Raw genomic sequence first — 11348 nt, 5'->3', positions numbered from 1 at the left:
GTCAGACACCGTCGATCTGACGCTGATAATCGTCCGCATCGAACCAACCAAGCGACGTTTGGATTTTGTAGTTGTCGGTCAGCTCCCATTCTTCCCAACCCCGCGTGACCACATGGTTGCCTGTTTCGGCATGATGGCCTTCCAGTGTCCAGACGAAGATCGCGTGCGATCCGGCCCAGCGCAGCATATCGCACCTGACCTCAAGGTCGGGGAAATCGGTGTAAAACCCGCGCGCCATTTCGGCCACTGCCGAACGACCGATAATTGGCTCGCCCCGGTTGATCGAAATTTGCCCGTCAGGGGCAAAGAACTCGGCCACCGCGTTCGGGTCGCCTGAACTCCAGGCAATTGCATAGTCGCGCGCGAGATTGTTCAGCCTATCGCGAATACTGGCCATCTGTACCCCCCCGGTCCAAAACACTGACCCTTTAAGATCGTAGGCGAAAAGGCGGGTCTGCGTCCACGGCGGGTAACACAAAAGGGCAAGGTCCTGCCGAAACAGGCTAAATCAGCGCGGGATCAGGGTAGTGACCCCCACGGCAGCGGCCCGCGCCAGATCCAGATCCAGCGACATCGGGATGTATTCCCCACGCCGCCACAGCTGCGCCTGATCATCGTAATAGCGCGACAGGAAGTGACCCGATTGACCGGTGGCCGTGATAAAGACCGAACTGTCCGGATCGGCAAAGTCATAGACCCCGCGATAGCCAGCACCGTGAACGTTCTGGAACGGGTCCCGACCTTCGCCCGAGGTTCGACCGCGTAGCAGAGTATTGTCTCCGCCGCTGGTGGATTGGCGGATGTTGACGAAGAACCGCAGCACGGGAACCGACCCCAGAACCGGATGATCATGAGTGGCCTGATGGGCGTCACCCCAGCGCAAGGATTCCAGCGCAGTGCCATAGGTTTCACCGATCCAGATCAATGCGTCGTCCAAGGCCAGTCTGGCCATGTCGGTGCAGGTCTCGTTCGGGGCGCTCTGGCGGACATCGCACCAGACCGACGCTCCGTCGATGTCGCGATAAACCCGTTCGATAAACAGCGGTTCGACATGCTTGTATTCTGCCGCCAGCGGGCCAAGCTCGTCCGAGATCAGACGGTTTTGCAGCGCCCGCAACCAAGCCGCATAGATCAGCGGTTCGGGCAGGTGTTCGTTCATCTCGCCATTCCACTCAGCCAGCAGGGAAAGGGCGATCTGGCGCTGCCGTTCCGGCGTGCCTTCAGGGGCCGACGCTCCGGTGAACCACAGGTCGGCACCGATCAGCGGCAGCAATGACCGGGCCGTGAAGCTGACAGTATCCAGTTGCGCCTCGATAAAGCTGTCGCGGGTGTGGACCTCGCGCGATTGCATCAGGCGTTCCCAACGATGCACGCGCTGCGTGTCGCCCCATTCGTAGGACACATGCTGCGGGAAGGGGCGGTCGATGATCTTGTTGTTGGTATTGCCCAGTATGCCGCCAACCGGCGCGACGAATTCAGGATTATCGGTATACGGCAAGCGGCCCTGCCAAAGGTTTTCAGCCAGCCAACCGGGCGTCGGAATACGGCCTCGGCTTTGATTGCGCAGGTCACGCTTGGGCATGGCACCGATCAGTTTCATACCGATCGTGTCTTTGTCGACCAGCGATAGGTTCTGCGAGGGCGCAATGAAAAGCTCGGCCACGTCAATTGCATCCCTGACACTGTCCGCATTCATAAGTTCCATCGAAGCCGTTATGGACGTGTCGCGTGGGCTGAGTGCTGTCCATGAAAGTGACGCGACATGACCGGGCGGGGTGATCGTCTCCAGATCGTAGTGGCTGCCAGGCAGGACGGGGCCGTTTTCCGTCCAACGCAGGGTCAGGGTGATGGGTGCCTCGTCCTTAATCTCAATGATCGAAGGACGGGTGCGGAATTCTTTGTAACCATCCGGGGTCAGGTATTCCTCGGGGTTGTCGGGGTTCAACCGTTCAATATGCACGTCCTGATCGTCCAGATAGGACGAGGTCAGACCCCAGCCCAACCGATCACTGCGCCCTGTCATCACTGCGGGAACACCAGGTATGGTCGCGCCAATCACACCACCCTTAGCCAGTTCCAGCCGCGCCAGATACCAGGTGCCGGGCGCAGTGAAGCCCAGATGTGGGTCATTGGCCAGCAAGGTGCCGCCACTGGCCGAGCGTGACGGGGCAGCAGTCCAGGCGTTGGATGCGCCGGCCAAGCCACGTTTCGGAAAGGGCGACAGCGGTGTTTCGGGCATTGGCATGCCTTGGGCATAACGCGGCACACCGGGAAACAGAGCGGCATATTCGGGCAGTGCTGCAACGCCTGCGCCGGGCACGTCGGGCAGAATATCGGCCAGACGTTCGGAATCATTCAGCATCAATGAGGTACGGGCGCGAAGTACCTCGTCCTGAAGGTGGCCAGATAGTTGCAGGCCCATCAGCTTGATCACAGCGATACTGTCGCCGGGTTGCCAGGGGGATACAGCCGCATTGAACAGAAACATTTCGGGCGCGCCACGGCCTAAGGCATTTTCGTTGATTTCCTCCAGCCGTGCGTTCACTCCGGCGGCATAGGCACGCAGCGCGGCCTTTGTGTAATCGTCCTGCACCTCAACCGAGCGATGGGCGAGGCCATAAAGGTCCAGTCGGCGCAGCAGTTTATCGACATGGACGGTTCGAGTGCCGAATACTTCTGACAAGCGGCCCTGCGCTGTGCGGCGCATGACAGTCATCTGCCACAGTCGGTCCTGTGCGTGGGCATAGCCAAGTCCAAAAAACACATCCGGGTCAGTTTGGCCCAGAATATGCGGCACATTGGCTGTATCCCGAACGATCTCAACCGGCGCTGTCAGCCCTCGGACCTTAACCGTTTTATCATAGTCCGGCAGAGATTGGCTGGCGAGGAAATATACGAGGGCCACCGCGGCCAATGCCAGCAGGATCAGGCCTGTTGTAATACGCACGAGCCAGCGAAACACAAATCCCATCTACGGCCTACAATCCTGATCCAATTCTTGTTGCGGCAAGACTAGTGTATGGGGGTTCCAACCGAAAGAGGGGCAACCCGCGAATATTCCCGTTTCGGTACTCAAAAATGAAAAACCCCGCCACAGCTTGGGGCCGATGGCGGGGGCCAGGATCGGGGGAGTGGCAGCCCGAAGTTACGGAATGATCCGCGTGTATTTTGTGCCTTCGACCGTTGCGCCGAATTTCAGACCGGCCTGACCAAATACGGCGGCCAAGACGGGTGATCGCAAGGTCGTGGTGTCGGTTGAAAGCGTGTCGCCGGTCGCATCGACGACGTAGCCGATGTCAGCCCCGGCGGTCCAACCGCTGGAGCGGCGGAAGTCGTCCAACGCGTCCTGCGTCATGAAGAACAGGACATGGGCATACTGCTGCGCGCCGATCTGTAAACCTGCGCTGCCTGAAACGGCCGAGTAATAATCTACCGTTGCGCCATTGATGCGCAGTGCGCCCTGGCCATAGGCACCGCCGAAGATGAACCCAGCGTCGGTAATCAGCGGCATGACCAACATGCCATTGGATTTGTTGGCGATTTCGACAGTGTTTGGATAGCGCGCGTACATTTCGGTTAGCGTGGCATCGACTCGGGCGTCAATCTTGACCGCGTTCGAGTTGCCCACGCCATTTCCGCAAGCGGCTGTAAGGGTAAGGCCGGCCATGCCGAAAGCAAAGCCGCGACGGCTTAGTCGGGATGCATTGGAACTGCTCATAATGTTTTCTCTGTATAGCTGCCTGATATGTCGGGTGTACCCGATCTTGTGTGCAAGACTACGCCGATTGCGGCTGCGTGTCACGGGAAAGCTGAGCACTGACAGATCACAATCGGCGAAAACTTGCGAGAATTTGGGGTTTTAGCCTTGCAGGATACGCGCGACCTGAGGTGCGAAATAGGTCAGGATGCCGTCGCATCCAGCACGCTTGAAGGCCAACAGACTTTCGAGCATGACCTTTTCTCCGTCGATCCAGCCGTTCTGAGCGGCTGCTTGGATCATCGCATACTCGCCCGACACCTGATACGCATAAGTGGGTGCGCCAAAGGCGTCTTTCACGCGGCGACAGATATCCAGATAGGGCATGCCGGGCTTGATCATCACCATATCGGCACCCTCGGTCAGGTCGCGTTCGATCAGGCGCAGAGCCTCGTTCGAGTTTCCCGGGTCCATCTGGTAGGTTTTCTTGTCACCCGTCAGCGCGCCCGAAGCACCGACCGCATCCCGGAAAGGACCGTAGAAGGCACTCGCATACTTGGCGGCGTAGCTGAGGATCATTACGTTCTGATGTCCGGCTGATTCCAGCGCCTTGCGCATCTCACCAATACGGCCATCCATCATGTCGGACGGACCAATGATGTCAGCCCCGGCCTCAGCCTGCGCCAGTGTCATCTTGACCAGGGCCGAGACCGTCTCGTCGTTCACAATTTCGCCATCGACGACATAACCATCGTGACCATTGATGTTGTACGGGTCCAGCGCGACGTCCGTCATGACCGCAATATCGGGGGCGGCGGCCTTGATGGCGCGGATGGCGCGATTGGACAGATTGTCGGGGTTCCACGCCTCTGCGCAGTCTTCGGTTTTCAGGCTGGAATCCGTATAGGGAAAGATGCAGATCGCAGGAATTCCCAGCGCTTGCGCCTCAACCGCGGCCTTGGCGATCAGGTCCACGGATCGACGTACCACGCCGGGCATCGAGGGCACGGCTTCTTCCACACCCTCACCGTCACGCACGAAAACGGGCCAAATCAAATCGTCCGTGGTCAACGTGTTTTCACGGACCAGCCCGCGCACCGCCGCAGATTGGCGCGCTCTGCGGAAACGGGTCAGGGGGTAGGGGGCGATGGTGGGTTTCATGTCGCGCTCTCCTTGAATAATCCCGCATTGGGTGGCATGAATTCCGTGTGGTCTCAAGGGTAAGGATGAACGCGCCGGTGCGAATTAGCCCCTCAGGACGTGGAATAAAGGGCTGACGCTTGGACATATCCTCTACGCTTTTCGAAATCATCGACATGCGCAGCTTTTCGAATCTGTGGTACTGGATCGCGCTGGCGGTGTTGTGGTCGTCGGTCAGCCATTGGACGATGGGCGTGCCGCATGACCTTTTGGTACGCGCCCGTCGAATCAGAGGGCAGACGGAACAGGACCTTCTGGATATCGTTCGTATCAATGGAAACCGGATTATCTATATCGTTGACGTGTCCGGGCTGGCCCTATTGGGGTTGGTCTGTTTCGTTTTTACCGGGCTGGGCACACTTGGGTTTTATTACGGCGTAGAATTTGCTCAGGCAGTGTTCCTTCTGCTTTTCCCCGTCTGTTTTGTGGTGCTCCTCCACATCCGGGCAGCGCGCAAGCTGCGCGCAGGCGAAAAGACGCTAGAGTTCGTGAGTAAGGTTTTAACCCGCTGCCGGATCTACACGCAGATCATCGGTATGATTTCGATCTTGATCACATCGCTTTGGGGCATGTACCAGAACTTCTCGATCGGTGTGCTGGGCTAGGAAATTCGGAAAGGCAAGATGATGACGGCTCCGAACCACGTAAGTGTCGGCGGCGCCCCCGAGGGGTTTGACGCGCAGCTTGTCCTGAACGAGATCAAGCGTTCGGGCCAGCCCGTCTGCCATGTCGCACGGGACGACAAACGGATGGAGGCGATGCGGGCGGCCCTTGCCTTTTTCGCACCTGACATGCCGGTTTTTGTTTTCCCCGGATGGGATTGCTTGCCCTATGACCGGGTGTCGCCCAATGCCGATATTGCTGCGGCGCGTGTTGCGACGCTGGCCGCGTTGGTGCACCAGATGCCCGACCGGTTCGTTCTGCTGACCACGCTGAATGCCGCAACTCAACGCGTGCCCGCGCGGGACGTATTGAAAGAAGCCGCGTTTACGGCGCGTGTTAATCACCGTGTTGACGAAGCCGCTCTGCGAAACTTTCTGGTACGTATGGGGTTCACTCAAAGCCCTACGGTTATGGAACCCGGTGACTATGCGGTACGGGGCGGGATCATCGACATTTTCCCTCCGGGCGAATCCGGTCCGGTCCGATTGGACCTGTTCGGCGACGTTCTTGACGGTGCTCGGCGTTTTGATCCGGTGTCTCAACGCACGACCGAAAAGCTGGAGGTCGTGGAACTGGCCCCGGTATCCGAGGTCATTTTGGATGAGGCCGCCATCACGCGGTTTCGCCAGAATTACCGCATCGAGTTCGGCGCGGCTGGTACGGACGATCCGCTGTATGAGGCGGTCAGCGCGGGCAGAAAACATCAGGGCATCGAGCACTGGTTGCCGTTTTTCCACGAAAAACTGGAAACCTTGTTCGACTATTTGCCCGATGCCACGGTCTCGTTGGATGATCAGGTTACGCCTGCACGACTGGCCCGGTGGGAGTCGATTGAGGATCAATACGAAACCAGACGGCTGGCGTTGGAAAATCGGTCCCGCATGGATACGGTTTACAAACCGACGCCGCCCGGATTGCTTTATCTGGACGACGCTGCGTGGGACCGGGCAGTGGGGGATCGGCGTGTGATGCAGTTCAACCCGTTGCCGCAGGCCAGCGGGCCGGGCGTGATTGACGCTGGGGGACGGATCGGCAGGAACTTTGCGCCTGAACGGCAACAAGAAAGCGTCAGCCTGTTTGGTGCGCTTGCCAGTCATATCTCCGATAAGCTTGCCAAAGGTCCGGTTCTACTGGCGTCATACTCAGAAGGTGCGCGCGAACGCCTGACCGGACTGATTGAAGACGAAGGTCTGGCCGAGGCCATCGCTGTCGCCGATGGAACGCGCATAGGCAAACGCGGGCTGCATCTTGCGGTCTGGGCCTTGGAGAACGGGTTTGAAACGCCCAACTTGACAGTGATTGCCGAACAGGACGTTCTGGGCGATCGTCTGATCCGACAGCCCAAAAAACGCCGCAAGGCTGAGAATTTCCTGACCGAAACCCAATCCCTCAGCCCCGGTGATCTTGTGGTACATGTTGATCACGGGATCGGGCGCTACATGGGGATGGAGGTTATTACCGCCGCAGGTGCCGCCCACGAATGCCTGTTGTTGGAATATGCCGAGCAATCCAAGCTGTACCTGCCGGTCGAGAATATTGAACTGCTGTCGAAATACGGCCATGACGAAGGTCTGCTGGACCGCTTGGGTGGCGGTGCATGGCAGGCCAAGAAGGCAAAGCTGAAAGAGCGCATCCGCGAGATGGCGGACAAGCTGATCCGGATCGCGGCTGAGCGCGCGCTGCGCAAAGCTCCCGTCATGGACCCACCACCCCACGCGTGGGAGGAGTTCAGCGCTCGCTTTCCGTATCAGGAAACCGAAGATCAGTTGCGCGCGATCGCGGAAGTGATGGAGGATATGCATTCGGGCGCACCGATGGACCGCCTGATTTGCGGTGATGTCGGCTTTGGAAAAACCGAAGTCGCCATGCGCGCGGCGTTTGTCGCGGCGATGTCCGGGGTACAGGTTGCCGTAATTGCTCCGACCACCTTGCTGGCGCGTCAACATGCGGCGTCGTTCAAGGAACGCTTTCGCGGCTTCCCTCTTGAGGTTCGTCAATTGTCGCGGTTTGTATCCTCGAAAGAGGCGCAGCAAACCCGCGATGGGCTGGTGCGTGGAACTGTGGATATCGTGATCGGTACCCATGCGCTGTTGGCCAAGGGTATTCGATTCAACAATCTTGGCCTGTTGATCATTGACGAAGAGCAGCATTTTGGCGTCGGCCACAAAGAGCGTTTGAAACAGCTTCGGTCTGACATTCACGTGCTCACCCTGACCGCAACGCCGATCCCGCGCACGCTGCAACTGTCGCTGACGGGCGTGCGCGATCTGTCTATTATCGGTACTCCGCCCATCGACAGGCTGGCGATCCGAACCTATGTCAGCGAGTTTGACTCCGTAACGATCCGCGAAGCGCTGTTGCGTGAACACTATCGCGGTGGGCAGAGTTTTTATGTTGTCCCGCGGATCTCGGACCTGCCTGAGATCGAAGAGTTTCTAAAGGAACAACTACCTGAACTCACCTATGTCGTGGCGCATGGCCAGATGGCGGCTGGCGAACTCGATGACCGGATGAACGCTTTCTACGACGGCAAGTATGATGTGCTGCTGGCCACAACGATTGTGGAAAGCGGCCTGGACATTCCAACAGCGAACACGATGGTCGTGCATCGGGCGGATATGTTCGGCCTTGCTCAGCTTTATCAAATTCGCGGCCGTGTTGGTCGGTCAAAAGCCCGCGCCTATGCCTATCTGACCACAAAACCGCGCCAGAAGCTGACGGCCACAGCCGAAAAGCGCCTGCGGGTTCTTGGTTCTTTGGATACGCTGGGGGCTGGGTTCACGCTGGCCAGTCAGGATCTTGATATTCGCGGCGCGGGTAACTTGCTGGGTGAGGAGCAGTCGGGCCAGATGCGCGACGTTGGCTATGAACTCTATCAGTCGATGCTGGAGGAGGCGATCGCCAAGATCAAAGCCGGTGAGATGGAGGGTTTGACAGAGACCGAAGATCAGTGGGCGCCGCAGATCAATTTGGGCGTACCTGTTCTGATCCCCGAGGACTACGTGCCCGATCTGGATGTGCGTCTGGGTCTCTATCGCCGCCTGTCGTCACTCTCGACCAAGGTTGAACTGGAAGGGTTCGCGGCAGAGCTGATCGACCGGTTCGGTAAACTTCCGAAAGAGGTGAACACTCTTATGTTGGTGGTGCGCATCAAGGCCATGTGCAAACGGGCCGGTATCGCCAAACTGGACGGTGGGCCAAAAGGCGCAACGATTCAGTTTCATAATGACAAGTTTGCCTCGCCCCAGGGATTGGTGGAATTCATTCAGGATCAACGCGGCCTAGCCAAGGTCAAAGACAACAAGATCATTGTCCGGCGTGACTGGAAGAAGGACAGCGACAAGATCAAGGGTGCGTTCGCAATCGCCCGTGACTTGGCCGAAAAAGTCGTAGCCGAAAAGAAGAAGGCCAAGGCCTAGTCGCCGCTGACAAAGGTGCAAAGCTGCCAGTCGCCTGCGTCTGATTTTGAAAACGCGGCGCGATAGCCTGTCATGGGCCAAAGATAGTCCCGGTGCATATAGCCCTGTGTGCCGTCGGTCAGCAGAACGCGCTGATACTCGGTATCGTTCTGAAATTCACGGATGATGACGACCTCATGACTTATCAATCCCAAGGTGAGCGCAGTGCGGTCCGGCCCCTGGCGCAGGGCGACATCGGTGCCGGTGACGAAAAAGGCAAGCTGGGGGTCTAGCGACGCGGGCAAGGTGATCTGCCATTGATGCGGCATCCAGAATTCACCTTCTTCGTCGAAATAGCCGGGCTGCGCTAGGGTGTATTCCAGATCGGCCCAGTACTGCGCGCGCAATTCGTCAGCCTTACCTTGATCTTCTTCCGACAGGGTTTCAGGATCGAGCGTAAGATTGGCGCGAAGCTCTGCCGGGCCGCCACTACCGCCGTGGCTAAGATAGATATCGGGACAGGCGGTCGCAACGACGGCGTCGACATCTCTTGCGGAAACATAAGACAGCAGGGTTTCGCGAAAGGCCACCAGCGACGGATCGCGGTTGGCCTGATCCGCAGGGGGAAAGGTCTGGCGGTCGGCAAAGGCCGGACTGGACAGGACGGCCACCAACAACAGCGCGTATTTCATTCCGCAGCCCTCATAGCGGCCTGAGCGCAAAAGCAAGAAGCCCCAACAGCGCGGTCTGCACGTGCCAGCGCCAGATCAAGCCTCTGTTTGATCTGCGTAATTTCAGTGTCTTCTTGGCGTGCCTTCAGGCAGTCGTGCAAACCCTTAAGGCTCCAGACATTGTCGGGGTGGATCGAGGCACGGCTAAGCCTGCCGCCCAATCCGAGATCCTCGCGATAGACGGCTTCAGCCTCGGCCACGCGGCCCTGTTCGAACAGAAGTGCCCCAAGAGCATGACGGGTGGGCTGCATCCAGCCCCAAGGTTCATCATAAGGAAGCGTGTCGTCCAATTCGACTGATCGGCGCAGATGGGCGAACGCGATATCGAAATTGCCTTTGCGGTACTCAATCTCTCCGCGCAGCATTTCCCTCGCGATTTCAAGCAGATCGATAACGCGGTTATTGTGCAGCAATCGCGTTTCTGGCACGCAGGCTTTGGCTGAAAGGAAAAGTTGTTCCTCGGCCTCTGCCTTCGTTACATCGCCGGTGGCGGCAAACGCGATTGCACGGGCGTAGTGGATCGTTGCGGTCAGAGTGCGGTACAGGTCAGGGTCGTCAGGAAGGTTTAAGGCCTTCGCCTCCTCCCACAAGCCAAAGCGGACCAGGATATGCGGTCCCATTGACATATAGCTTTCAAAGTAATCCGCCATGGGCGGGCTTTCGATACGTAGCAAATCCTCAGGCGTGGTATCCCACATACCTTGATTGGCGCGTAGGGCCGGTTCCAACTGACCCAGAAACAGCGCGCCGTAAATGGCGAAGTGATAGTTGTGCTGCCGATAGCCCGTGTAGATATTGAACGCACCTTCACGCTCGTAATACTTCAAGTCAGCCTCGGTCGCTTTTTCGTTCCAATACACAACATCGTGGTAGTGACCGCACAGAACGTCGATATGAGTGGGCATATGCACCAGATGGCCCGCGTCAGGAACCAGCGTACGCAGCACATCCCCGGCCTTGAGCGCTTTTTCCGGGGTTGGCGACATTTCCATCAAGTGAACGTAGAGGTGCAGAAGCCCCGGATGGGACATTGCGCCGGGGTCGTTGGCCATAGCATCTTCCAGCGCCTTCTGAGCCTCAAGCGTCGCTGCGCCCTCGGCGGGTTTGCCCGAATTCAGATCCCACATCTGCCAAGGAGTGAGGTTCAACAGAGCCTCGACATAGATCGTGCGCAGGTCCAGATGATCGGGATGATCTGCAAAAGCGGCGCGCATCGCGTCGGCGAAATCGTGGTTCCAGCCGTGCATGTCCGGCAACGGTTCGCGCTGCGGGTAGCGGGATGGCAAAGCGCGGATCAGTGCCTGTTCTAACGGCGTGCAGGCCTCCATTTTGGAAAGCGCCTGCTGAGTCGCATCATAGGCCTGTGCCAGCGCCTTTTGTTGACCACGCTCATCCTGCAGATCCCATGGCAGATTGTAATTCGGTCCTGCAGCGTAGGCTATTCCCCAAAAGGCCATGGCGCAGTTTGGATCGAATTCAGACGCGCGCTGAAAACAAACAACAGCTTCATCGTGGTTGTAGCCGTACGTCCAGATCAGCCCGCGATCAAACCAAAGCTGCGCCTCGGGTACAGATGTGCTGATCGGACAGGAATATGTCCCTAGGTCGTAATAGTCGCTCATTCATCACCTCCCCTCAGGTCGATGACAGCCTAGCGAG

The 11348-nt window shown here is 58.2% G+C and carries 8 protein-coding genes; 2 read left to right on the top strand and 6 right to left on the bottom strand.

Annotated features, from left to right (window positions below; translation table 11 throughout):
* Nucleotide 1 precedes the first annotated feature (1 nt).
* From AVO44_RS01475 to hemB, 4 genes are all read right to left on the bottom strand, one after another.
* Nucleotides 2-397, bottom strand: coding sequence for a nuclear transport factor 2 family protein (locus tag AVO44_RS01475; protein ID WP_068332597.1), 396 nt, complete (start codon nucleotides 395-397; stop codon nucleotides 2-4).
* 111 nt (nucleotides 398-508) lie between these two features.
* On the bottom strand, nucleotides 509-2971 hold the full coding sequence (locus AVO44_RS01470; protein ID WP_068331572.1) for a penicillin acylase family protein: 2463 nt from the start codon (nucleotides 2969-2971) through the stop codon (nucleotides 509-511).
* A 174-nt stretch (nucleotides 2972-3145) separates the two neighbouring features.
* The gene (locus tag AVO44_RS01465) at nucleotides 3146-3718 is read right to left on the bottom strand and encodes a lipid-binding SYLF domain-containing protein (protein ID WP_068331571.1); all 573 of its coding nucleotides are present in this window, start codon (nucleotides 3716-3718) and stop codon (nucleotides 3146-3148) included.
* 141 nt (nucleotides 3719-3859) lie between these two features.
* The gene (gene hemB / locus AVO44_RS01460) at nucleotides 3860-4858 is read right to left on the bottom strand and encodes a porphobilinogen synthase (protein WP_068331568.1); all 999 of its coding nucleotides are present in this window, start codon (nucleotides 4856-4858) and stop codon (nucleotides 3860-3862) included.
* Nucleotides 4859-4977: 119 nt separating this feature from the next.
* Between hemB and AVO44_RS01455 the strand changes: the two genes are divergently transcribed.
* Both AVO44_RS01455 and mfd read left to right on the top strand, forming a co-directional pair.
* A complete protein-coding gene (locus tag AVO44_RS01455; protein ID WP_068331564.1) occupies nucleotides 4978-5502 on the top strand; it encodes a component of SufBCD complex in 525 nt (174 codons plus the stop codon).
* Nucleotides 5503-5523: 21 nt separating this feature from the next.
* Nucleotides 5524-8979, top strand: a complete 3456-nt coding sequence (gene mfd / locus AVO44_RS01450; protein ID WP_068332595.1) for a transcription-repair coupling factor — start codon at nucleotides 5524-5526, stop codon at nucleotides 8977-8979.
* Here mfd and AVO44_RS01445 read toward each other — a convergent pair.
* Both AVO44_RS01445 and AVO44_RS01440 read right to left on the bottom strand, forming a co-directional pair.
* Entirely contained in the window at nucleotides 8976-9650 is a 675-nt protein-coding gene (locus AVO44_RS01445; RefSeq protein WP_068331562.1) for a hypothetical protein, read from the bottom strand. The two genes, mfd and AVO44_RS01445, sit on opposite strands and share 4 nt — an antisense overlap.
* The gene (locus tag AVO44_RS01440; protein ID WP_068331561.1) at nucleotides 9647-11311 is read right to left on the bottom strand and encodes a metallophosphoesterase family protein; all 1665 of its coding nucleotides are present in this window, start codon (nucleotides 11309-11311) and stop codon (nucleotides 9647-9649) included. Before AVO44_RS01440 ends, AVO44_RS01445 begins: the two co-directional genes overlap by 4 nt.
* Between the last annotated feature and the right edge of the window lie 37 nt (nucleotides 11312-11348).

Origin of the sequence: Ruegeria profundi, assembly GCF_001507545.1 — a bacterium.
Classification (GTDB): domain Bacteria; phylum Pseudomonadota; class Alphaproteobacteria; order Rhodobacterales; family Rhodobacteraceae; genus Ruegeria; species Ruegeria profundi.
Note: the sequence above shows the minus strand (reverse complement) of the source record. Positions and strands in the feature narration are given on the sequence as shown.

What these genes read in the sequence shown, in the direction of transcription:
- AVO44_RS01475 (WP_068332597.1), bottom strand. Translation starts at nt 397, where the DNA reads ATGGCCAGTATTCGCGATAGGCTGAACAATCTCGCGCGCGACTATGCA.
- AVO44_RS01470 (WP_068331572.1), bottom strand. Translation starts at nt 2,971, where the DNA reads ATGGGATTTGTGTTTCGCTGGCTCGTGCGTATTACAACAGGCCTGATC.
- AVO44_RS01465 (WP_068331571.1), bottom strand. Translation starts at nt 3,718, where the DNA reads ATGAGCAGTTCCAATGCATCCCGACTAAGCCGTCGCGGCTTTGCTTTC.
- hemB (WP_068331568.1), bottom strand. Translation starts at nt 4,858, where the DNA reads ATGAAACCCACCATCGCCCCCTACCCCCTGACCCGTTTCCGCAGAGCG.
- mfd (WP_068332595.1), top strand. Translation starts at nt 5,524, where the DNA reads ATGACGGCTCCGAACCACGTAAGTGTCGGCGGCGCCCCCGAGGGGTTT.
- AVO44_RS01445 (WP_068331562.1), bottom strand. Translation starts at nt 9,650, where the DNA reads ATGAAATACGCGCTGTTGTTGGTGGCCGTCCTGTCCAGTCCGGCCTTT.
- AVO44_RS01440 (WP_068331561.1), bottom strand. Translation starts at nt 11,311, where the DNA reads ATGAGCGACTATTACGACCTAGGGACATATTCCTGTCCGATCAGCACA.